The sequence below is a fragment of the Terrisporobacter sp. genome (genome assembly GCF_017888745.1).
In the GTDB taxonomy this organism is placed as follows: domain Bacteria; phylum Bacillota; class Clostridia; order Peptostreptococcales; family Peptostreptococcaceae; genus Terrisporobacter.
On the sequence record NZ_JAGHFM010000357.1, the window covers coordinates 1 to 22,764 of the forward strand.

Sequence of the window (22,764 nt, forward strand, 5' to 3'; positions counted from 1 at the left end):
AAACAAAATCAATAAAAATAAATTTGGTATTTGGAAGGAGATTATTAAGATGTTTAAGAAAAAAATAGTTGCATTATTATGTGGAGCAGTAATGGTAAGTGGATTAGTAGTAGGATGTGGTTCGGGGTCATCTTCAGAAGGAAATGTTTCTAAAATAACTGTATCAGGATCTACTTCAGTAGGGCCAACTATGGAAATACTAGCAGAAGCATATCAAAAAAATAAAGACGTTAAAATAGAAGTACAACAACCTGGTTCATCAGCAGGGATAAAAAATACTATAGAGGGAACTTCTGACTTAGGAATGGCATCTAGAGATTTAAAAGATGAAGAAGCTGGAAGTGTAGAGGGAACTCAAATGGCGATAGATGGTATAGCAGTCATAACAAATACAGCTAATAAGGTTGAAAATTTAACTATGGATCAAGTAAAAGATATATTTACAGGAAAAATAACTAACTGGAAAGAGGTTGGTGGAAATGACGCAGAGATAGTAGTTGTATCAAGAGAAGAAGGTTCTGGGACTAGAGATGGATTCCAAGAAATATTAGATTTTGAATCAAAGGATTTAGTTAAGAGTGCTCAAATAAGTGATGGATCTGGAAATATTAAATCAACAGTAGAAGGAAATGAAAATGCTATATCATACATATCATTCGGATATGTTAAAGATGGTATAAAATCTGTTAAGATAGATGGTGTAGAAGCAAATGATGATAATGTGTTAGCTGATAAATACCCAATATCAAGACCATTCTTAATAGTAAGTAAAAAAGATGGTTTAAGTGAAGCTGCAAAAGGATTCGTAGATTTTATATTAAGTGAAGAAGGACAAAATATAGTAGCCGAAGAAGGATTTATAAAAGTTACTGATAAAAAATAGAATAATAATTTACTTTTAATATAAAAAAGGTTGAACAGATTTAGTTCAGCCTTTTTCTAGTAATTTGGAAAAAACTATTCAAAAAATAAATAAATATGGTACAATAATATAAAATTACAATAATTGACTCGTATATTTAGCGGTAATATGGTCCGTAAGTTTCTACCTACTAACCTTAAATTAGTAGACTACGAGGTATAGTTTAAATAATAGTTGAAATTTATAATTGAATGCAATTATAGAATATATTTATTTTAAACACCTCGAAACTATAATCGAGGTGTTTTTTATTTTTAATCATGTGTTATTTAATCGTTAGAAACTGAGTCATATACTTATAAAACCATTAATGAAATTATTCCAACTAATAGCTACAGGAATAGTGGTATGTCCAATAGATATTACACCATTGCATGTATCAATGTACTTGGCAGCAGGAATAAAAAATATAGTATTAAAAATATAGAAGAAGTAAAATGTGAGGTTATATAATGAAGGAATTAAAAGATAGAATATTAAAAGATGGAAAAGCGTTGAGTGAGACAGTATTAAAAGTAGATTCATTTCTAAATCATCAAGTAGATGCAAAGTTAATGTATGATATGGGGACTTATTTTAAAGAATATTTTAAAAATCACGGTATAACAAGAATATTAACTATAGAAAGTTCAGGAATAGCTCCAACAGCTATGACTGCTTTACAGATGGATTTACCTATGGTAACACTTAAGAAGCAACAATCAAGGATATTAAATGGAGAAGTTTATCAAACTACAGTGCATTCTTTTACAAAGGGCTCAGACTATGAGTTGACTTTATCTAAGGACTATATATCTTCAGAAGATAAAGTACTTATAATAGATGATTTTTTAGCTAATGGAGAAGCAGCTCTAGGTGCAGCTAGATTAGTAGAAGAAGCTGGAGCAACAGTTGCAGGTATAGGCATCGTAATAGAAAAATCTTTCCAAGTAGGAAGAGGTAAATTAGAGGAAAAAGGATATGATGTGTACTCACTAGCTAGAATAGCTAAACTAGGTAAAAACTTAATAGAATTTATAGATTAGTTAAAAAGAACCATTCTTTATATTAGAGGATAGTTCTTTTTTATTAAAAAATATATTTCACTACAAATTAACAAAATTAACGAATGATACTTACTTATTACAACAAAATAATTAAATATTTTATATTTTACATAAGCTTAACTTAAACCTAATATATTTTTAACGTTGAAATTATATTATATGGGTGTAAGGAAAAGTATAAAAATTAATTAATAATGAACAATAAAGGGGGAAGTGCTTTGATTAACCAAGAAGTAACAAACAAGAATCAAATCGCCACCAAAGATAAAAATAAAAGTGGAAAATCAAATAATAGAAAGTATTTAATAGAAAACATATCAAGTAAAGTATTTATGATAAGTGCATCAATATCCGTAATAAGTTTACTACTTATAATAGGATTTGTTTTTTATAAAGGATTAACACCTTTCTTGTTTAAAGGATACTCATTTATGGAATTTTTAACAGGAACAGATTGGTTACCAAGTTCGGATGAATTTGGTGTAGCACCGATGATAATTGCTTCATTAATAGCTACAATAGGTTCTTTATTGATAGGAGTTCCAATAGGGATACTTACAGCAGTATTTTTATCAGAAATAGCTCCAAAGTCAGTACAAAAAATAATATTACCAGCAGTAGAATTACTTGCAGGGATACCATCAGTATTATACGGCTTGTTTGGATTAGCATTTATAGTACCAAATATACAGGATTTATTAAATTTACCAAAAGGGCAAAGTTTACTTGCAGTAATTTTAGTTTTATCAATAATGATGCTACCAACAATAATATCAGTTTCTCAAACTGCTATAAAAGCTGTACCGAAAGCTTATAAAGAAGGATCTTTAGCTTTAGGAGCATCTAAAATAGAAACAATATTTAAGGTTATATTACCAGCTGCTAAATCAGGTATCTTAGCAGCAGTAGTTCTTGGAATTGGTAGAGCAATAGGAGAAACTATGGCAGTAATACTTGTAGCTGGGAATTCACCGGTTATTCCAAGTTCATTAGTGGATAGTGTAAGACCTTTAACTACTAATATAGCGCTTGAAATGGGATATGCTTTCGGAACTCATCAGGAAATGTTATTTGCTACTGGAGTTGTACTATTCATGTTTATCTTAATACTTAACTTAGTGTTAAGAAGACTAACAAATAAGGGAGAACAATGATATGAGAAAATTAAAAGATAATATATTAAATTCTCTGTTATATTTATCAGCATTTGCAACTGTAGGATTATTGATATTAATAGTAGGATTTATATTTGTTAATGGAATAAAAGGAATTAGTTTAGATTATATATTTAAGGATTATTCAGCATCAGGAGATGGAGGAATATTACCGATGATAATTAGTACAGTATATATGGTAGGTGTATCAATAGCAATTGCAACACCAATAGGAATACTGTCAGCTATATATCTTAATGAATATGCTAAAAAGGGTAAAATAGTAGAGATAATAAGATTTGCAACAGAATGTTTAGCAGGTATACCATCAATAATCTATGGTTTATTTGGTGGAATATTCTTTGTTGTAACTTTAAAATTACAGTATTCAATTATTGCTGGAGCATTAACAGTAGCCATAATAATTCTTCCTGTAATTATAAGAACTACTGAAGAGTCATTAAAAACTGTACCAAATGAATATAGAGAAGGATCTTTAGCTATGGGAGCAACAAAGTTCCAAACTTTATATAAGGTTATTTTACCAAGTGCCCTTCCTGGTATACTTTCAGGAGTTATTTTATCAATTGGACGTGTAATAGGTGAATCAGCAGCTATACTTTTAACAGCTGGAACTGTTGCAAGTATGCCATTATCAATATTTGATAGTGCTAGAACACTAACTGTACATTCATACCTTTTAACTAAAGAAATGGGTGATATAAGCGGTGCAGCTAGTGTTGGAATAGTATTAATAATAATAGTTTTAGCACTAAATACATTTGCTAAGTTTATTGCTAAGAAATTAAGTAAAGGCAATATATAATAAAACCCAAAATCATATTTTAAGCAAAGTAAATTTTCAATTAAGGAGAAAATAATATGAGTGTTATAGATAGAAATAAATTAAGTGTAAGAAATCTAGATTTATTTTATGGAGATAAACAAGCTCTTAAAAAAATAAATATGGATATTAAAGAAAATAAAGTTACAGCATTAATAGGTCCATCTGGATGCGGAAAATCAACTTTTTTAAGAACTTTAAACAGAATGAATGATTTAATAGAGAATGTTAAGATAGATGGTGTTATAGAAGTAGATGGAGAAGACATATATAAAAATAACGATGTTATAAAATTAAGAACTAAAATAGGCATGGTATTCCAAAAAGCCAATTTATTTCCTATGAGCATATACGATAATGTTGCTTATGGTCCTAGAATACATGGAATAAAAGACAAAGCTACATTAGATAAAATAGTAGAAGAAAGTTTAAAAGGGGCAGCTATCTGGGACGAAGTAAAAGATAGATTGAAAATGCCAGCTCTTGGGCTTTCAGGAGGACAACAACAAAGGGTATGTATAGCTAGAACTATAGCTATGAAGCCTGATGTAATACTAATGGACGAACCTACATCAGCTCTTGACCCAATATCAACTGCAAAAGTAGAAGAGTTAATATTTGAACTTAAGAAAGATTACACTATAGTTATAGTAACTCATAATATGCAACAAGCAGCTCGTATTTCAGATGAGACAGGTTTCTTCTTAAATGGTGAATTAATAGAGTATAATAATACTAAAGATATATTTACAGTTCCAACAGATAAAAGAACAGAAGACTATATAACTGGAAGATTCGGTTAAAATTTATTATTGATAGTATAAAGAGGTGGTAAAGCATGGTTATTACAAATTTAGATGTAAGTATTCAATCTCTAAAAGACTATACTTTAAGAATGATTGAAAAATGTCAAGAATCTGTAGAGTTATCAGTAGAGTATATGATAGAAAAAGATATGAAAAGAACAAGAAAAGTTATTAGGCAAGATGATGATATTGATATATTAAGAGATTATATTAGAGATAGAAGTATCGAACTTATGGCTTTAAAACAACCCTTAGCTAAGGACTTAAGATATATATATGCTCTTGGTGATATTTCAACTGAACTTGAAAGAATAGGCGACTATGCAGTTAATATATGCACTGAAAGTTTAGAAATCGGTGAAGAAGAATTTATAAAAGAATTAATAGATATACCTAAAATGAAAGATATTTGTGTAGAAATGTTGAATGGATTATGGGATGCATTAAAAAATGATGATGAAGAGTTAGCATTTAAGGTGGCACAAAGAGATAAAGAAATTGATGATTTATACAAACAAGTAAGATTAGATTGTTTAAAAGTTATGTATGATGAACCTGAGAATAATATTAATCAAGGAATGAGGTTAGTATTTGTAGGTAGATATCTTGAAAGAATAGGTGATCATATAACTAATATATGTGAAAAAATTATATATGCTAAAAACGGAGAGATGGTAGAAATAGGATAGACTAAAAATAAAACTGCATTAGCAGTTTTATTTTTTTGTAAAATTATTAATATTAAAGAAAATAATAGAAAATTATTCAAATACTATTCATAACATTTAAAAATATATTATACTAAATAGGTATAATTGACATCGGTGGAGGAATAATATGCGGATAAAAAATTTTATAGGCCTGAGAACGTTGAAGACAGGTATTGCTGTAACTCTATGTTGTATATTAACAAGGTTTGTAGTAGACAATATGTTTTATTGTGCTACAGCATGTGTTGTAACCATGCAAGATACAATTAAAACATCTTTTAAAATGGGATCGCAAAGGGTTTTAGGTACATTGATAGGAGGAATTGTTGGATTTCTTTTAGTTTTAATATCGCCAGCAGATCCCATACTTTGTGGTATAGGTATTATGATAGTTATAAAATGTTGTGAAACATTAAAATTATCATCTTTAGTAGTATCTAGTGTAACTTTCTTTTCTTTATACTTGGGATACATAAATAGCACACCTCTTGTTTACTCAGTACAAAGAGTAATTGATACATCTGTAGGTGTTATAATGGGGTTAATCATTAATTATATAGTCGCTAGACCTAATTATTATAATAGTGCCATGGATGAATTTATAAAAATCAAATCTTTATTTAAAGAAAATATAAAATTTATTATTATGGGAAATAGAAATCTTCAGATAGGTGAGATTGAAGAAAAAATTAATAATTCAGAAAAAATTTACTCAAAACTTATTGATGAATTAAATTATAGTAGCAAAGATATTAATTTAGATTTTATAGATGAAGCTTTAGATATTTGTAGACAAATTTATTTTCATATAAAATCTATAGAACTTTTGGAAAAAGAATTGTATTTAACTAAAGACAATCATAAGAAATTAAAGAAATTGTATAAAAATGATATTATTAATTTAAAAATTCATGAAAGTGAAAGTCCTGTATTTAACTTTCATTTAAATAAAATAATTGAAAAAATGAATATGTTAAATCGATTGGTAGGTGTAGAGAATTAAAATCATTCGGTATAAAATTTAAGTATTAAGGACAAAATTACTATATAAAATATAGTTAAAAGAGTGATTAGTAATGACAAAAAAAGTAAAAAATATAATACTTAAATCAAGCATTTTTTTAATGTCTCTAATATTAATTGTATCAGCATTTGATAAAATGACTGCATATGGTGATCAAAATGAGAAGGTCGCTTATATTACATTTGATGATGGTCCTTCTAAATATACTAGTCAAATTATTGATACTTTAGATAAGAATAATGTAAAAGGTACATTTTTTATGGTAAATGATAACATGATAGTTTTTAAAGATGTTGTTAAGAGGATGAATTCAGAAGGTCATGGAACTGGATTCCATGGAGTTACTCATGATATAAAAGAGCTTTATAAAAATGAATACTCAGCCATAGAAGAATTTAGAACTTGTAATAGAACTTTTTACAATATAACAGGAGAGACATCTAGGTTAGTTAGGATACCTTTTGGTAGTAAGCCTTATATGCTAGAAAGTATCTATAAAAAATTTATCGACGAAGGTTTTTTAGTTTGGGACTGGACTATAGATACAGAAGATTGGAAGTCATCAGAAGACCAAATAGTAAGTAATATATTATATTATGCAAGAGAAAAAGATGAAATCGTGATTTTATTACATGAGAACCAAAGAACAGTAGATTGTTTAGACAATATTATAACTATATTAAAAGAAAGAGGATATGAGATTAAACCTATTACTGAAGACTTAAAACCAAAGAACTTTTGGTAAGGGTTTATGGTTATATAAATATAATTAAATTGACAATAATCCTAAAAATTAGTTATAATAATTAATAATAATAATTTAATCAAAAGACTGTGAAAAAGAGGAGTATGTAAATACACTAATAAGAGAGGAAAATCAATAGCTGAAAGATTTTCTTAGTCAATATTTGCAGAAGGTAGCTTTGGAGTTTCTAGACTGAACTAACAGTAAGTTTAGGCGGTGAGAATCGTTAAAATCTATTGAGAGCCATAAATAATCGAATTTTAAGCAACAGGCAAAGCCGTTGGCGATATGAGCAAAGCGAATTTTATGGAATTAAGGTGGTAACGCGAGCTTTTCGTCCTTATTTTAAGGATGAAAGGCTCTTTTTTACTATTAGTAAATTATATTTTATATAGTTTATAGTTAAAATATGATTTCAAACTGCTTGATGAATCAACAAACTTATTTTTTAAGGTCCTTGACGAAATGAGCGGAGCAAATTTTTATTTTAAAATAGAACAATGTAAATAAAATCAATATGAATTTACATATAAGGAGGATAACAATGGCAATAAAAAACTTATCAAAAACTTATAATCCAAAAGATTTTGAAAAAAGACTTTACGATGAATGGTTAGATAAGGGTTACTTTAAATCAAGTCCAAACCCAGATAAAAAACCTTTCACAATAGTTTTACCCCCACCAAATATAACAGGACAATTACATATGGGGCATGCTCTTGACCATACACTTCAAGACGTACTTATAAGATGGAAACGTATGGATGGTTATGAAGCTTTATGGCAACCAGGTACAGACCACGCATCTATAGCTACAGAAGTTAAAGTTGTTGAAAGAATAAGAGAACAAGAAGGAAAAACTAAATATGAATTAGGTAGAGAAGAATTTCTAAAGAGAGCTATGGATTGGAGAAATGAATTTGGTAGAAAAATAGTAGACCAAATGAAACAATTAGGAGATTCTTGTGATTGGGATAGAGAAAGATTTACAATGGATGAAGGATGTAACGAAGCTGTTACTGAGTTTTTCATAAAACTTTACGAAAAAGGTCAAATATACAGAGGAAACAGAATAATAAATTGGTGTCCAGATTGTAAAACTACTTTATCTGATGCTGAAGTTGAACACGAAGAAAAAGACGGAAACTTCTATCATATAAAATACTTCTTAAAGGATAGTGATGAGTTCTTAGAAATAGCTACAACTAGACCAGAAACATTATTAGGAGATACTGGTATAGCAGTAAATCCAGAAGATGAAAGATATACTCACTTAGTAGGTAAGACTGCAATACTTCCTTTAGTAGGAAGAGAGCTTCCAATAGTTGCTGATGACTACGTTGATAAAGATTTCGGAAGCGGTGCAGTAAAAATGACTCCTGCTCATGACCCTAACGACTTTGGTGTAGGTGAGAGACATAACTTAGACCAAATCAACGTTATGAACGAAGATGGAACTATGAATGAACTTGCTGGTAAATACCAAGGTATGGACAGATATGAGTGTAGAAAACAATTAATGAAAGACTTAGAAGAAGCAGGGTATGTAATAGCCATAAAAGACCACCCTCATTCAGTTGGTACTTGCTACAGATGTCATACTGTTATAGAGCCAAGACTTTCTGAACAATGGTTTGTTAAAATGGATGAATTAGCTAAACCTGCTATAGATATATTAAAATCAAAAGAATTACAATTCGTACCAGAAAGATACGACAAAACATACTTACAATGGTTAGAAAATATCAGAGACTGGTGTATATCTAGACAGTTATGGTGGGGACACCAAATACCAGCTTACTACTGTCAAGAATGTGGTGAAGTAGTAGTTGCTAAAGAAATGCCAAAATCATGTAAGTGTGGATGTGGAGAATTTAAACAAGATGAAGATGTATTAGATACTTGGTTCTCATCTGCATTATGGCCTTTCTCAACATTAGGATGGCCTCATAACACGGAAGAATTAGAATACTACTATCCAACTAACGTATTAGTTACTGGATACGATATAATATTCTTCTGGGTTGTAAGAATGGCATTTGCAGGTATGTTCTGTATGAATGAAAAACCATTTGATCATGTATTAATACATGGACTTGTTAGAGATTCTCAAGGTAGAAAAATGAGTAAATCTTTAGGAAACGGTATAGATCCACTTGAAGTAATAGATCAATACGGAGCTGATGCTTTAAGATTCATGTTAGTAACAGGAAACTCTCCAGGAAATGATATGAGATTCTACATGGAGAGAGTTGAAGCAGCTAGAAACTTCGCAAATAAATTATGGAATGCATCTAGATTCGTATTCATGAATATAGATGAAGAAATAATAAATGGTATTACTAGAGAGTCTGTAGAAGCTAATTTAACAATAGCTGATAAATGGATAATATCAAGAGCTAACAATGTTGTTAAAGAAGTTATAGACAATATGGATAAATTTGATTTAGGTATAGCAGCACAAAAAATATATGACTTTGCTTGGACAGAATACTGTGACTGGTATATAGAAATAGTTAAGCCGAGATTATATGGTGATGATGTAGAAGCTAAGAAATCAGCTTTATACACATTAACTTATGTTCTTGAAACTATATTAAAATTATTACATCCATATATGCCATTCATAACTGAAGAAATATACACTTACTTACCAACTGTAGAAGGAAGTATAGTAATAGCTCAATGGCCACATTATAAAGAAGAAGATAATATGGCAAGTGAAGAAGAAATGATGGAACTTGCTATGGAAGGTATAAGAAACATAAGAAATGCTAGAGCTGAAATGGATGTTCCACCATCTAAAAAAGCTAAAGTAATAATAGTTCCAACTGAAGAGAAAAAATCAGCTGTAGAAGCTACTAAAGAATACTTTGTAACTTTAGCATCAGCTTCAACAGTAGAAATAGTTGATAATGAAGCAAACATACCAGAAGATGCTGTATCAGTTGTTATAAACGGAGCTAAAATATTCATACCACTTGATGAATTAGTTGACTTTGAAAAAGAAAAAGAAAGATTAACTAAAGAAAAGGCTAAATTAGAAAGTGAAATAAAAAGAGTTAATGGAAAGCTTTCTAATCAAGGTTTCTTAGCTAAAGCCCCAGAAAGCTTAGTTAACGAAGAAAAAGCTAAAAAAGAAAAATTCGAAGAAATGATGAAATCAGTCCTTGAAAGACTTGAAAATATAGAATCAAAATTAAAATAATATAAATGATGAAAAGCTACTTTTGTGATTATTCATAGAAGTAGCTTTTTTATACAATAAACATTAAAATGTATTATAATAAACTATGTATACTTAAAATTTACATAAGATAAAAAAGAAATTAACATAAAAACTTAAAGTTAGTTGAGGGGGAAAATAATGAACTACCAAGAAGCACTAGAATTTATAGAAACATCCCATAAATTTGGAATGAGGTTAGGACTAGAAAATACTTCTAAATTATTAGAGTTATTAGGTAATCCGCAAGATAAACTTAAATTTGTTCATGTAGCAGGAACAAATGGAAAAGGATCTGTATGCTCTTTTATATCAAATACATTAAAAGAGCAAGGGTATAAGGTTGGGTTATATACTTCTCCATATTTAGAAACTTTTACAGAAAGAGTACGATTTAATGGGCAAAATATACCAGAGGAAGATGTAGCTAGAATAGTTGCTATAATGAAAGAAAAAATTGAAATAATGGTTCAAGACGGATTTGCATATCCAACTGAATTTGAAATAGAAACTGCAATGGCATTTTATTATTACTATGAGCAAAAAGCAGATTATGTAGTGTTAGAAGTTGGTTTAGGGGGAAGATTTGATGCTACTAACGTAATCAAAACACCTTTAGCTAGTGTAATAGTATCTCTTAGTTTGGATCATATAGGTATACTTGGAGACACACTTGGAAAAATAGCTTATGAAAAAGCTGGAATAATAAAAGAAAATGGTATTACAGTTGTTTATAAACAAGAGAAAGAAGCAGAAGATGTAATAAAAGAAATTTGCCAAAATAAAAATAATAAATACATTGAAGCTAATTTTAATGATATGATCATAAAAAAATCTGATATAAACTCTCAGATATTTGATTGTACAATATTAGGTGAAAAATTTGAAAATATGGAAATAAGCTTAATAGGCGAACATCAAGTAAATAATGCAATACTAGCTTTAACAGTAATAAAAGTATTAAAGGATGTTAGAAAAGTAGAAATAAGTGAAGACTCAATTAGAAAAGGATTATTAGAGACTAAATGGCCTGGTAGAATAGAAAAGATAAAAGATAATCCTACTTTTATTATAGATGGAGCTCATAATGAAGATGGGGCTAAATCTTTATCAAAAGCCTTAGAAAAGCATTTTAAAGATAAGAAGATGACATTATTAATAGGTATGTTAAAAGATAAAGATATTGATAGTGTACTTGAAATATTAATGGACAAGTTTGATAAAGTAATTACGACTACACCTGATAGTGATAGAGCTATAAGCTGTGAAGAATTAAAAGAAAAAATAGAAAAATATGTGGAAGATGTTACTGCCATATGTGACATAGAGGATGCTGTTAAATATGTTTTAGAAAATGCAAAAGAAGACGAGGTTATAATATCAGCTGGATCTTTATATATGATAGGAACTGTAAGAACATTAGTTAAATAAATATGATAAGAGAATAAAAAGGTAGTCATCATGACTACCTTTATTTTTATAAAGATTCCACTATTGCTTTAGATAATTGGTCTGGGCAAGAAGTGCTTTTAGAACCACAAGTAGTTCCTTTTAATTTTTCAGCAACTTCTAATGCATTTTGTCCAACTATTAATTTGCTTATACCAGCTAAGTTTCCATTACATCCTCCTTCGAATGTAGCTTCACTTATTATATTGTTTTCATCAACTTCTAATTCTATTTGACGGCAACATACTCCACTTGTTTTAAATGTTATTTTCATATCATCTACTCCTTAAAAACATAAATATTTCTAAAAATTATAATATCAATATAAACAATATAAAGCAACTAGATAGAAGAATAATTATATATTTAATCTAGTATATTATTATAGTATTAAAAATATAGAAAGGAGGATAATGGGTGAAGGTATATATTTCTAATTATCTATCAAAGAGTATAAGCATAATAGACTATGATACGCTTACTTTGGAGAGGGAGATAAAGTTAGACGAAAATATCTATCCGCATCATTTCTGCATAGATAAGGAAAAAAATAAAATGTATTTACCAAGCTCGAGCAATGGTATTTTATATGTTTTAGACATGACCAATGAGAAAATAATCGATTCATCATCTATTGGAGGTAGCTTAACACAAGTAGCCTTATATGGTGAAGAGGTTTTTATTGCCAATGAAGACTCAAATAGCATATACTTTATGAATAAAAATACACTAGATCCTATAGGAATGGTTAGTGTTGATGATATGCCTCATGGATTTTGCTTTGATTTGACAAGGAAAAAACTATATGTGCCATGTATGGATTCTATAACGTCAATTGATATAATTAATAAAGTTATAGAGAAAAAAATGAGCATAGATTTTAAAGCTTGGCATGTCCAACTAGATAAGTATAAAAGTGAAATATATGTATCTACATTAGATGGTAAGGTTGTTGTTATTGATGAAGAAAGTTTACAAACTAAACAAGTATATGACGAATTTTTATTACCGGTACAAATTTCTTTCAATTATAAAGATAGAAAAGTATATATAGCTGATCTAGGATATAAAAATATAAAAATCTTAGATTATAATCAAGTTAAATATATAGGGAATATAGCTATAGATGGTATTCCACAAGGATTGGAAATTTCTAAAGATGAAAAACGATTATTTGTATCAGATACTCAAAGAAATTCAGTTAAGGTATATGACACAGCTACAAATGGGTTAATAAAAGAAATAAAGGTAGGAAAAGAGCCTACAACAATTATTTGTATGTAGGCTCTAGTGAATATCTCGAATCAATAAATTTATAACTTCTGCATACATATTAGAAGCATTATTATTCCAATTATTGCAGATTTGTTTTGCTTGTTTTTCTGATGAAACATTTAAATTTAAGTCTATTAAATTACTCTGGTTTTCTATAACTCTTAAATTAACAATAAATTCGTTTTCACTTTGTTTAACAAAGCTTGATTTAACTTGAGTATCAGCTAGTAAACTTTCTTTATTATTTTTTATGTACTCATCAATTTTTGTAGCATATGATTCTGGTATCCTTGTTAAGAAATACTCTAAAGTTTCTAATCCTTTTTGAGTAAGACAATAATACTCTCTTCCAGAATCTTTATATGGTTTTATAAATTTGGAATCCATAAGTTGAGAAAGTATTTGCTGGAATGAAAAATAATTCATCATTTCAGTTTCTAAAACAACTTGTGTCATCTGTGAATTGGTCAAATCCATATTGATTTTGTCTAATATATATAAAATTAAAAGTTTATGATATGCTAACTCTTCAGTTGAGTTTTCAAACATATTATTATCCTCCACGAAACAATTTATATTATTATATTAAACTAAATTATAAAAAAATAAAAGTGGTATTTAATAATAAAAAATTATTTCATTTATGTTGTAAATACTATAACTTTGATATTACCTTAGTTACATCGGTTGACTAAAATCTATAATAAAGGCTACCTAAATTAGGTAGCCTCATTTTGCTAGGTATTATAAATTAATTATTTACCTGCCATTTGTCTTTCTGCCATTTCAACTAATTTTTTGGTCATATATCCGCCAACATAACCATTTTGTCTTGCTGTTAAATTACCTTTATCAATGTTTTCATAGTTAGCTAGACCTAATTCACCTGCTATTTCTAATTTCATTTGATTTAAAGCAGCTCTTGCTTCTGGTACAGCTTGTCTGTTGTTAGAAGTTGACATAATAAGTTTCCTCCTCTAAAGTTGAAATTTTATTTAATAACATCATTTGATGATGTTACTAATAATTTATCCATTTATCATTAATATATGCTGAAAAAAAAATCCAAATAAGTCGATTAATAACCAAATAAGTATTTTTTTGTTTTTTATAGATATTTAAATACTTTTGTAATTTTTTATTATCAATAAAAATACATATATTATAGAAGTATTTCACAAAGGAGGTAAAAATATGAGTTACACATATAAACGAATAAAAGCATTTATTTTAAGCGTAGTTTTATTTTTAGCAGCCTTGTTTATGATAATAGGATTTGTTTTTAGTATAAAAAATATTTGTGAATTAATGCAAAGATATGAAGCTCCTATAAATAGGGTTGATACTAATGAAAGACAGGTTGCATTAACATTTGATGTTGCTTGGGGAAGTGAAAATATAGAAGATATTTTAGACATATTAGACAAGTATAATGCTAAAGCTACCTTTTTTTTAGTTGGTAGTTGGGTAGATGACAATGAAGATTTAGTTAAAGAGATACATAATAGAGGACATGAAATAGGTAATCATTCTAATACACATAGTTCTTTCACAGAAATATCTAAGGAAAATAAAGAGGATGAATTATTAATAACATCCACAAAAATTAAAAATCTTACAGGAGAGGATGTGGATTTATTTAGACCTCCTTTTGGAAATGTGGATAAAGAAACCATGGATGTATGTGAATCTTTAGGATATCATACAATTAAATGGGATGTTGATTCTGGCGATTGGAAAAATCTCGGACCAGTATATATTGTTGATAGAGTATCAAAAAATACAAGGTCAGGATCAATAATATTATTTCATGCAAGTTCAAGGGATGTAAGTACATATTTAGATGAAACTCTTAATAATTTACAACAAAAGTATTCTATAGTTACAGTTTCTGAGTTAATTTATAAAGATAATTATAATGTTAATGACTCTGGAGAGCAAAAATTAAAGGAAAGAGATTAGATGTAATAAAAAGTTACGGTTGTAAATATATTTATTGTATAAGAAAAGATAAAGTTATAATTAACAATTTTGGGGGGAGAAATAAAATGATAATTGTTAAGGACGATACTAATGTTGTAAATTTAAAAGGAGAACTTGAAGATAAATTAGAATTTAGCCATGAAATTTTTGGAGAAAAATTCTATAGCACAAAAATTAAAATTCATAGGTTAAGTAATTCTTATGATGTTCTTCCAATGACGATATCAGAAAGACTTTTACAAGATATTGATTTTGAAAAGGATAGAATGGTTAGTGTTAATGGTCAATTAAGATCTTATAATAAAAATGTTGATAACAAAAATAAGCTTGTTTTAACTGTATTTGTTAGAGAAATAAAGGCAATCACAGATGTAGATACAAAAGACCCAAATAGTATTTTTCTAGATGGATATATATGTAAACTTCCTATTTATAGAAAGACACCTTTGGGAAGAGAAATAACGGATTTATTGGTAGCTATTAACAGACCATACAATAAATCAGACTATATACCTTCGATTGTTTGGGGAAGAAATGCTAAATTTGCTAAAACTTTAAAGGTCGGAGATAGAATACAAATGTGGGGAAGAGTTCAAAGTAGAGTATATGATAAAAAATTAGAATCAGGTAGTTCAGTTAAAAGAGTAGCTTATGAAGTGTCAGTTTCAAAGATTAAAAAGATAGATTTGGAAGAAGAGGAATAAATTTAACATAAATAATAAATTATTGTATTGAATACTTAATGGGGATTTATTATAATCTAATAATGGCTGGAATTTATCAAGAACTTTATAGGGAGGATAACGTGGAAAGTTTACTATATCATAAATATGAATCATGTTCAGGCTTACTTGAATTTTCGGAGGAAGTACTATCTTTTCTAAATAACATAAAATATGATATCGGAAATAGAGTATTGTTAGTTGGAAAAGTAGGAGAGCTAGGTAAAAGAATAAGGGCTTTTGGGGTGCAAGTGACAATTTTAGAGCATAGCAATAGAGAGGAAATATGTTTTTCTCATGTAATGAATGAAAACTGTACTGTTGTTAATGGCCAATTGGAGTATATGCCTTTTAATGATGAATATTTCGATAAAATTATAGTATTAGATTATTTAAATCATACATCAGACTGCAAGAAATCGGTAAAAGAAATCAATAGAGTACTTAAAGATAATGGAGAAGTAATCGTTGAGGACTTAAACTTAAAAGACCTAAAAGTAAAATTAAAGTATTTCAAACACAGGATATGCGGAGAAAATATACATTACAATTATCCTTATGAAGTATCAGACATATTTAAATCCTTTAATTTCGAAGGAAAATTAAAAGAAATAGATAATAAAAGATATATTTATATAGGAAAAAAGAAATAAAAGAGTTAGAATATAATTAAATAATAAAATAAAAGACTAGGTTAACCTAGTCTTTTATTATAAGGAGAGATAAGAGTGAATGTAAATTTTTCAATTGTAGCTGTAGTAATGCTATTTGTTATACTTATAACCATACAAATAACATTGAATAGAATATATGTTGTCTTAAAAGAAATAAGAGCCTTACTTAATATTAAAAAAACTAGGGAATAATTGATATGAATGGATTAAAGGATATAAAACATGATATTCAAAATATTGCAGAAGCGATGCTTTCTGTTTTAAATATTGATGTTACAATAGTAGATGAAAATTTAGAGAGAATAGCTGGTACAGGGACTTATTTAAATAAAATTGGTGAAAAGGTAAATGGATACTCAGCATTTAAAAAATGTTTAGAAGAACAAGTTTTAATATATATTGATGATGCAAAACAAAATGAAATATGTAAAGAGTGTTATAATAATGAACGCTGTAAAGAATTTGCTGAAGTCTGTTGCCCTATTGTATTAGATAATCACTCCTATGGTGTGGTAGGCCTTATAGCATTCAATGAAGAGCAATCTTCTATTATAATTAATAATGCTAAAGATCTGACTAACTTCTTAGGTAGGATGGCAGACTTAATTTCTAATAAGCTTAAGGCACAAAATAAAACAGAAGAATTGGAATTAGAAAAAAAGAAATTAGAGATTTTACTAAATAGTATGAATAAGGCCGTAGTTTCTATTGATATCAAAGGTAATATAGATAAATATAATCTTAAATTTAAAGAAACATTTAATATAAAAGATGATAAATTGGAAAGTAGAAATATATTTGAACTTTTAGATTTTATAAAAAATACATCAGAAAAGGATTTTGAAAAATATAAAACAGGTATATTTTCATATAAAAAAAATGGACGGGATTTAAAAGGAATATACAATATTAGTAAAATAGTTGTAAAAAATAAATTAAAAGGATATGTAATCGATTTTATTGAAAATAAAGAAGCAATAAAAAACTATAATAAGATAAATAAAGATTATAAAATTACTTTAGACAATATAATTAGCAGTAGCGATGTAATGGCTCATACGAAGCAAAAAGCTTTAATCGCATCAAAATCAAGTTCAACAGTTTTGATAACGGGGGAAAGTGGTACTGGTAAAGAGTTGTTTGCTAGAGCGATACATAATCATAGTAGTAGAACAGAACATCCATTTGTCGCAGTAAACTGTGCAGCTATACCGGATAATTTACTTGAAAGTGAATTATTTGGATATGAAGAGGGAGCGTTTACTGGAGCTAAAAAAGGTGGTAAATTAGGAAAGTTCGAAATAGCTCATAAAGGAACTATATTCTTAGATGAAATAGGTGATATGAGTTTACATTTACAAGGTAAACTTCTTAGAGTACTGCAAGAAAGAGAGTTAGATAAAATTGGCGGAAAATCTAATATATTTATTGATGTAAGAGTAGTTGCTGCAACTAATAGGAATCTAGAAAAAATGGTTCAAAATGGGCAATTTAGAGAAGATCTTTATTATAGATTAAATGTTATACCTATTTCTTTACCAAGCTTGAGGGACAGAAAGGAAGATATACCTTTTTTAATAGATTATATGATAAAAGAATACTCTCAAAAACTTGATAAGTATGTAGTAGGTATAGATGAAGAAGTTAAGAAGACTTTAGTTGATTATAGTTGGCCAGGAAATGTTAGAGAATTACAAAATATAATTGAGTATAGTATAAATATGTCTTCTTCTCAAATACTTACTTTAGATATAATACCTCATAACATAAAGGTAAAATACTATGATGATATACAAGATAAAGAAGAAGAAATTAAGACTCTTGAAGATTTAGAAAAAGAAGCTATAGAAAAAGCTATTAATAAGTTTAAAAATTATAAAAAAGATAAAGAATTAGTAGCAAATGCCCTTGGAATATCTAGAGCAACTCTATATAGAAAATTAGAAAAATATAATTTAATCTCAAAATGAGACTGAAATCTCATTTTGAGATTTTTTTTTGTTATTTTGAGATTTTATAAAAAATAAAAACTTTTAGCTTAACAAGTAAAAATTTTTAAACTACATAAATTATTGAAAACTCAAGAAATTAAATTATAAAAAAATATTATTTAAAAAATCGAATTAATTAAAAGTTGGCATGAAAATTGCTTTAATATTATAATGAAGATATAATTTTTGAATGTAATTACAAGGAGGATTTAAATATGATAGATGTAAGAAATAAATTAATAAGTATATTAAAAGCAGAGGTTAAGCCAGCTGTAGGGTGTACAGAACCAGTTGCTGTTGCGCTTGCTTGTGCAAAAGCGAAAGAATTATTAGGCGAGGAAGTAATAAAAAATCAAATACTAGTAAGTCCAAGTATTTACAAAAATGCAATGTGTGTTGGAATACCAGGAACTGAAAGATTAGGATTAAAAATAGCTGTTGCTATGGGATTTGTAGGTGGAAAGTCAGATGACGGATTAACTTTATTAGAAGGATTAAGTGAAGAGCAAGTTAAAGAATCAGAACAATATGTTGATACAAAACCAATAAGCATAACTCCGATAAATACTAGTGAAAAGGTTTATATAGAAGTAAGGTTAATAGGAGAAAACAATACTTCTAAAGTTATAATAACAACAAAGCATGATAACTTCGTTTATTTACAAAAAAATGATGACGTGTTACTAGATGAAATGGTTGAGGAAATTAAAGAAGAAATTAAAGAGCCAGTAGAAATAGAAAACATTATGGATACTATAACTATAAAGGATTTAGTAGAAAATGTGGAGTCTATGGATTTTGAAGATATTAAATTCTTATTAGATGGTGTAAAGATGAACATGGATATGGCTAAATATGGCCTTGAAAATAAAATTGGTATAGGTGTTGGTAGAGGAATAAAAGAATCTATAGAAGAGGGACTATTAGGTGATGGAATAATGACAGATGCCATGCTATTAACAGCTGCGGCATCTGATGCTAGGATGGGAGGAGCTAAGCTTCCAGTTATGAGTTCAAATGGTAGTGGTAATCATGGCCTGACAGCTATACTTCCTATAGTTGCATATAGTTTAAAATATCCACAAAGTGATGAAAGATTAGCAAAAGCTTTAGCTATATCTCATTTAGTTACTGGGTATATTAAAAACTATACAGGAAGACTTTCTGCAGTTTGTGGATGTGGTGTAGCAGCATCTACTGGAGCAAGCGCAGGTATATCATGGTTAATGGATGGAGATATGAATCATATCTATGGTGCTATAGAAAATATGATAGCTGATTTAAGTGGTATGATTTGTGATGGGGCAAAAGCTGGTTGTGCTTTAAAATTATCTTCAGCTGCATCAGCAGCTATTAAAAGCGCTGTTATAGCTAAGCAAGGATATGCTGTTCCACCATTAAATGGTATAGTAGGTACACAAGTTGAACAGTCAATAAAGAACTTAGGTCAAGTTAGTGACAAGGGAATGAAAATTACAGACGAAATTATATTAAATGTAATGAATGATATGAATAAAGTTGACTAAAACCATCTTGCAAAAGAAGTTAATCTTTTATAAAATGGAAATATCATCATTTATTTAGGAGGTTAATCAATGGATATTGATAAAAAAGTATGGGAAGTACTGTGCTCGGAAGAACAATTAAAAACTAGAATACAAGAACTAGGGCAACAACTTTCAAAAGACTACACAGGTAAAAAATTAATGGTAGTATCTCTATTAAAAGGTAGCTTTATTTTCTGTGCTGACTTAGTTAGAGCATTAGATGTACCTGTAAGAATTGAATTTATGACTACATCAAGTTACGGACACGGAACAAGTTCTACAGGAAGAGTAAAAATAGTTAATGATATAAAATCAGACTTAGAAGGATATGATGTATTAGTAGTTGATGATATAACAGACTCAGCTCATACAATGGCTTATGTTATGGAACATTTAGCATCTAAAAATCCAGCAAGTATAAAATGTTGTGTATTATTAGATAAGCCAAGTAGAAGAGAAGTTGAATTAGTTCCTGATTATTGTGGATTTACTATAGAAGATAAATTCGTTGTAGGTTACGGGTTAAACTACGGAGATTACTATAGAAATATACCATATGTATTTGCAGTAACAGATCAAGATAGATAATGATATAAAAAAGATGTTAAGTTATTTTAGCTTAACATCTTTTTTTATACTTGATTCTGAGGAATAATTTAATGTAAATATGTTGACTTTGATATAGAAAAGTTATATATTTATAACATAGAAAGTTATAAATATATAACATATGGGGAGGAAGTTATTATGGAGGAGAATAAAGTAAGTGTAAAAAAACAATTATTTTTAGAAGCATGTATGTGGTTATTTGTAGCTATATCAATATCACTAAGAGAATTTTCACTAAATTCAAAGGTTATAGATTATGTATATATAGTTACTTCTATTGTTTTAGTTATTTTTATATTTTTAAGTTTTAAAAAGCAAGAAGAATTTGATGAAATGTCTAGGGAAATATTAGGGAAAGCAAATGAAATGTGTATAAAATCTATAATATTAATTAGTATAGGATTTTCTGTATTTGCACATAATGATTTAATTTTTACTTCAGGTCAAGTATCTGCTATTTTAGCTATAATAATATTTATAGTTATGGCTTTGAGAGTAGTATTATTTACTTACTACGATAAAAAAGGTATTTCGATTTAAATATATGCAAAATAATATATAGAACTTATATTGTCTGGAATACTTGTAGGCATTATAATTATAAGAGTTTATGAATATTATTATGACAAGAAAGGAGATTTAAACTGATTGGCGACTTTAAGAACTAGATTAAAGGAATATAGGGAAAAATCTCTTATGAAGCAAAGTGAATTAGCTAAGTTAGTAGGTGTAAGACGTGAGACCATTGTACACCTTGAAAATGGAAAATATAATCCTTCACTAAAACTGGCTATGGATATAGCGAAAATTTTCCAAGTTTCTGTTGAAGAATTGTTTTGGTTTGAAGAGTAAAAATTATTGAATTTATAGATGTATTATTTTCTGTAGGATAAATTATAAAATTTAAATTATAAATAGCCATGATTTGATAATCTTGACTATTCATGTAAGACTATATCAAAAACTATATATGTAATTTATTTTAATTTACATTTTAGACTTTGATATAGCCTATATTTTATTAATATACTAAATAAAATATAATAGATTAAGTTTTATTATAGTTTTTCCATCCTATAACCAATTTCTTTATTTGCTAATTCGTAACCTTTTTCTATCATTTCTTCTCTACTTAATCCATTTCCTAATAGATTATCTATTGTAAGTTGATTTCTACAATCAAAATATTTATCTAATAATTGATCTTCCAAATCACTTTGATTCTTTAAATTACCTTCATGCATTATATATTTTACATCAAAACCTTCTTTAACTAACTGTCTACCAACTAATATGGATCTAGAACATCTAATAGGTTCTTGCATGGCACTTAATAAGACTATTTTGTATCCCTTTTTGCAGCCTACTTTTAACCTTTCAACTCCCTTTTTAAAACTATACTCATGAATAACTTTTTTAAAATCGGCATAACCTTCTTCGTTATAACTTTCTCTAGTTTTTCTCTTTGCTCCAAATTCATCAGCCATATAAACATAGGTATATCCTAGTTTTTTTAAGTTATACTGAAAAACTTCTTTGTTATATTGAACATTATATTTAGAATATGGAATTTCTCTAATATCAACAACACAATCAATATTATATTTTTTTAAAATTTCTATTAGCTTATCAAACGGATAATTAGAGTGGCCAAGTGCGTACACTTCCATAATAATCACTTCCTTAATGAATTTAACTATATATAAATAATACCCTTCATAATTATAAATAAATACTAAAAATACATTCAATAAGATATTTTTTATAAAAATACTTAATCATATAGTTTACTAGAGTGTATTATGTTTAGGTAATATGAAGTAAAAATAAAAATTACATAAAGAGAATTTTTATTGTAACTAATGGTAATACTTATTAATACTATATAATATGCTTATTTATTGACATTTAAATAAAAAAATAATAAGATAAAAATATAAACTATATAATGAATCCAGTGATAAAGGAAGAGTAATTAAATTTAGGTTCAAGATAGAGAGTTGAGGATGGTGGAATCTTAACAAGAAAGATTTAATG

Annotated in this window: 24 protein-coding genes, 1 riboswitch and 1 other annotated feature; of the genes, 20 read left to right on the forward strand and 4 right to left on the reverse strand. The window is 28.0% G+C overall.

The annotated features are described in order from the left end of the window. Positions 1–49 precede the first annotated feature (49 nt). From J7G74_RS15550 to J7G74_RS15595, 10 genes are all read left to right on the forward strand, one after another. Positions 50–883: a phosphate ABC transporter substrate-binding protein gene (locus J7G74_RS15550; RefSeq protein WP_297137000.1), complete on the forward strand. Its 834-nt coding sequence runs from the start codon at positions 50–52 to the stop codon at positions 881–883. Positions 884–991: 108 nt separating this feature from the next. After that, positions 992–1,094, forward strand: a riboswitch (purine riboswitch). A 280-nt stretch (positions 1,095–1,374) separates the two neighbouring features. Next, entirely contained in the window at positions 1,375–1,947 is a 573-nt protein-coding gene (locus J7G74_RS15555; RefSeq protein ID WP_297137002.1) for a xanthine phosphoribosyltransferase, read from the forward strand. Positions 1,948–2,186: 239 nt separating this feature from the next. Continuing rightward, on the forward strand, positions 2,187–3,122 hold the full coding sequence (gene pstC / locus J7G74_RS15560) for a phosphate ABC transporter permease subunit PstC (protein ID WP_297137004.1): 936 nt from the start codon (positions 2,187–2,189) through the stop codon (positions 3,120–3,122). A 1-nt stretch (position 3,123) separates the two neighbouring features. Beyond that, a complete protein-coding gene (gene pstA / locus J7G74_RS15565; RefSeq protein ID WP_297137006.1) occupies positions 3,124–3,948 on the forward strand; it encodes a phosphate ABC transporter permease PstA in 825 nt (274 codons plus the stop codon). Between the two features lie 56 nt (positions 3,949–4,004). Continuing rightward, positions 4,005–4,769: a phosphate ABC transporter ATP-binding protein PstB gene (gene pstB / locus J7G74_RS15570; RefSeq protein WP_297137008.1), complete on the forward strand. Its 765-nt coding sequence runs from the start codon at positions 4,005–4,007 to the stop codon at positions 4,767–4,769. A gap of 35 nt (positions 4,770–4,804) precedes the next feature. Further along, complete coding sequence (gene phoU, locus J7G74_RS15575; RefSeq protein WP_297137010.1) at positions 4,805–5,461, forward strand: phosphate signaling complex protein PhoU; 657 nt, start codon at positions 4,805–4,807, stop codon at positions 5,459–5,461. A gap of 148 nt (positions 5,462–5,609) precedes the next feature. Then, positions 5,610–6,485, forward strand: coding sequence for an FUSC family protein (locus J7G74_RS15580; RefSeq protein WP_297137012.1), 876 nt, complete (start codon positions 5,610–5,612; stop codon positions 6,483–6,485). 73 nt (positions 6,486–6,558) lie between these two features. Continuing rightward, positions 6,559–7,251, forward strand: coding sequence for a polysaccharide deacetylase family protein (locus J7G74_RS15585; RefSeq protein WP_297137014.1), 693 nt, complete (start codon positions 6,559–6,561; stop codon positions 7,249–7,251). Between the two features lie 80 nt (positions 7,252–7,331). Next, positions 7,332–7,596: a binding site (T-box leader), on the forward strand. 199 nt (positions 7,597–7,795) lie between these two features. Continuing rightward, positions 7,796–10,459, forward strand: coding sequence for a valine--tRNA ligase (locus J7G74_RS15590; RefSeq protein ID WP_297137016.1), 2,664 nt, complete (start codon positions 7,796–7,798; stop codon positions 10,457–10,459). A 159-nt stretch (positions 10,460–10,618) separates the two neighbouring features. Beyond that, positions 10,619–11,908: a bifunctional folylpolyglutamate synthase/dihydrofolate synthase gene (locus tag J7G74_RS15595; RefSeq protein ID WP_297137017.1), complete on the forward strand. Its 1,290-nt coding sequence runs from the start codon at positions 10,619–10,621 to the stop codon at positions 11,906–11,908. A 46-nt stretch (positions 11,909–11,954) separates the two neighbouring features. Here J7G74_RS15595 and J7G74_RS15600 read toward each other — a convergent pair whose 3' ends face one another. After that, positions 11,955–12,200, reverse strand: coding sequence for a TIGR03905 family TSCPD domain-containing protein (locus J7G74_RS15600; RefSeq protein WP_297137018.1), 246 nt, complete (start codon positions 12,198–12,200; stop codon positions 11,955–11,957). A gap of 143 nt (positions 12,201–12,343) precedes the next feature. Here J7G74_RS15600 and J7G74_RS15605 point away from each other — a divergent pair, with 143 nt between their 5' ends. Continuing rightward, positions 12,344–13,210, forward strand: coding sequence for a YncE family protein (locus tag J7G74_RS15605; RefSeq protein WP_297137019.1), 867 nt, complete (start codon positions 12,344–12,346; stop codon positions 13,208–13,210). A 3-nt stretch (positions 13,211–13,213) separates the two neighbouring features. Here J7G74_RS15605 and J7G74_RS15610 read toward each other — a convergent pair whose 3' ends face one another. Both J7G74_RS15610 and J7G74_RS15615 read right to left on the reverse strand, forming a co-directional pair. Beyond that, positions 13,214–13,750: a DUF4364 family protein gene (locus J7G74_RS15610; protein WP_297137021.1), complete on the reverse strand. Its 537-nt coding sequence runs from the start codon at positions 13,748–13,750 to the stop codon at positions 13,214–13,216. Between the two features lie 206 nt (positions 13,751–13,956). Continuing rightward, the gene (locus tag J7G74_RS15615) at positions 13,957–14,163 is read right to left on the reverse strand and encodes an alpha/beta-type small acid-soluble spore protein (RefSeq protein ID WP_297137023.1); all 207 of its coding nucleotides are present in this window, start codon (positions 14,161–14,163) and stop codon (positions 13,957–13,959) included. 232 nt (positions 14,164–14,395) lie between these two features. On the opposite strand from J7G74_RS15615, the gene J7G74_RS15620 reads away from it, so the two are divergent. From J7G74_RS15620 to J7G74_RS15660, 9 genes are all read left to right on the forward strand, one after another. After that, positions 14,396–15,163 carry a polysaccharide deacetylase family protein gene (locus J7G74_RS15620; protein ID WP_297137025.1) on the forward strand — a complete coding sequence of 256 codons (768 nt, stop codon included), beginning with the start codon at positions 14,396–14,398 and terminating at the stop codon, positions 15,161–15,163. 86 nt (positions 15,164–15,249) lie between these two features. Beyond that, the gene (locus J7G74_RS15625; RefSeq protein WP_297137027.1) at positions 15,250–15,888 is read left to right on the forward strand and encodes a single-stranded DNA-binding protein; all 639 of its coding nucleotides are present in this window, start codon (positions 15,250–15,252) and stop codon (positions 15,886–15,888) included. A gap of 101 nt (positions 15,889–15,989) precedes the next feature. Then, positions 15,990–16,559: a class I SAM-dependent methyltransferase gene (locus J7G74_RS15630; RefSeq protein ID WP_297137029.1), complete on the forward strand. Its 570-nt coding sequence runs from the start codon at positions 15,990–15,992 to the stop codon at positions 16,557–16,559. 75 nt (positions 16,560–16,634) lie between these two features. Further along, positions 16,635–16,772: a hypothetical protein gene (locus J7G74_RS15635; RefSeq protein WP_297137031.1), complete on the forward strand. Its 138-nt coding sequence runs from the start codon at positions 16,635–16,637 to the stop codon at positions 16,770–16,772. A 5-nt stretch (positions 16,773–16,777) separates the two neighbouring features. Further along, positions 16,778–18,550: a sigma-54 interaction domain-containing protein gene (locus J7G74_RS15640; protein ID WP_297137034.1), complete on the forward strand. Its 1,773-nt coding sequence runs from the start codon at positions 16,778–16,780 to the stop codon at positions 18,548–18,550. A 236-nt stretch (positions 18,551–18,786) separates the two neighbouring features. After that, positions 18,787–20,097, forward strand: a complete 1,311-nt coding sequence (locus J7G74_RS15645) for an L-cysteine desulfidase family protein (RefSeq protein ID WP_297137036.1) — start codon at positions 18,787–18,789, stop codon at positions 20,095–20,097. Between the two features lie 69 nt (positions 20,098–20,166). Further along, positions 20,167–20,706, forward strand: a complete 540-nt coding sequence (gene hpt / locus J7G74_RS15650; RefSeq protein WP_297137038.1) for a hypoxanthine phosphoribosyltransferase — start codon at positions 20,167–20,169, stop codon at positions 20,704–20,706. 159 nt (positions 20,707–20,865) lie between these two features. After that, entirely contained in the window at positions 20,866–21,267 is a 402-nt protein-coding gene (locus J7G74_RS15655; RefSeq protein ID WP_297137040.1) for a hypothetical protein, read from the forward strand. Positions 21,268–21,375: 108 nt separating this feature from the next. Further along, a complete protein-coding gene (locus J7G74_RS15660; RefSeq protein ID WP_297137042.1) occupies positions 21,376–21,579 on the forward strand; it encodes a helix-turn-helix transcriptional regulator in 204 nt (67 codons plus the stop codon). Positions 21,580–21,785: 206 nt separating this feature from the next. Here the strand turns inward: J7G74_RS15660 and J7G74_RS15665 are convergent, their stop codons facing one another. Continuing rightward, positions 21,786–22,397, reverse strand: coding sequence for a DUF488 domain-containing protein (locus tag J7G74_RS15665; RefSeq protein WP_297137044.1), 612 nt, complete (start codon positions 22,395–22,397; stop codon positions 21,786–21,788). Positions 22,398–22,764: the final 367 nt, after the last annotated feature.

Excerpts from the sequence above, each read along its gene's own strand:
- J7G74_RS15550 (WP_297137000.1), top strand. The coding sequence starts at position 50 with ATGTTTAAGAAAAAAATAGTTGCATTATTATGTGGAGCAGTAATGGTA.
- J7G74_RS15555 (WP_297137002.1), top strand. The coding sequence starts at position 1,375 with ATGAAGGAATTAAAAGATAGAATATTAAAAGATGGAAAAGCGTTGAGT.
- pstA (WP_297137006.1), top strand. The coding sequence starts at position 3,124 with ATGAGAAAATTAAAAGATAATATATTAAATTCTCTGTTATATTTATCA.
- pstB (WP_297137008.1), top strand. The coding sequence starts at position 4,005 with ATGAGTGTTATAGATAGAAATAAATTAAGTGTAAGAAATCTAGATTTA.
- phoU (WP_297137010.1), top strand. The coding sequence starts at position 4,805 with ATGGTTATTACAAATTTAGATGTAAGTATTCAATCTCTAAAAGACTAT.
- J7G74_RS15580 (WP_297137012.1), top strand. The coding sequence starts at position 5,610 with ATGCGGATAAAAAATTTTATAGGCCTGAGAACGTTGAAGACAGGTATT.
- J7G74_RS15585 (WP_297137014.1), top strand. The coding sequence starts at position 6,559 with ATGACAAAAAAAGTAAAAAATATAATACTTAAATCAAGCATTTTTTTA.
- J7G74_RS15590 (WP_297137016.1), top strand. The coding sequence starts at position 7,796 with ATGGCAATAAAAAACTTATCAAAAACTTATAATCCAAAAGATTTTGAA.
- J7G74_RS15595 (WP_297137017.1), top strand. The coding sequence starts at position 10,619 with ATGAACTACCAAGAAGCACTAGAATTTATAGAAACATCCCATAAATTT.
- J7G74_RS15600 (WP_297137018.1), bottom strand. The coding sequence starts at position 12,200 with ATGAAAATAACATTTAAAACAAGTGGAGTATGTTGCCGTCAAATAGAA.
- J7G74_RS15610 (WP_297137021.1), bottom strand. The coding sequence starts at position 13,750 with ATGTTTGAAAACTCAACTGAAGAGTTAGCATATCATAAACTTTTAATT.
- J7G74_RS15615 (WP_297137023.1), bottom strand. The coding sequence starts at position 14,163 with ATGTCAACTTCTAACAACAGACAAGCTGTACCAGAAGCAAGAGCTGCT.
- J7G74_RS15620 (WP_297137025.1), top strand. The coding sequence starts at position 14,396 with ATGAGTTACACATATAAACGAATAAAAGCATTTATTTTAAGCGTAGTT.
- J7G74_RS15625 (WP_297137027.1), top strand. The coding sequence starts at position 15,250 with ATGATAATTGTTAAGGACGATACTAATGTTGTAAATTTAAAAGGAGAA.
- J7G74_RS15640 (WP_297137034.1), top strand. The coding sequence starts at position 16,778 with ATGAATGGATTAAAGGATATAAAACATGATATTCAAAATATTGCAGAA.
- J7G74_RS15645 (WP_297137036.1), top strand. The coding sequence starts at position 18,787 with ATGATAGATGTAAGAAATAAATTAATAAGTATATTAAAAGCAGAGGTT.
- hpt (WP_297137038.1), top strand. The coding sequence starts at position 20,167 with ATGGATATTGATAAAAAAGTATGGGAAGTACTGTGCTCGGAAGAACAA.
- J7G74_RS15655 (WP_297137040.1), top strand. The coding sequence starts at position 20,866 with ATGGAGGAGAATAAAGTAAGTGTAAAAAAACAATTATTTTTAGAAGCA.
- J7G74_RS15665 (WP_297137044.1), bottom strand. The coding sequence starts at position 22,397 with ATGGAAGTGTACGCACTTGGCCACTCTAATTATCCGTTTGATAAGCTA.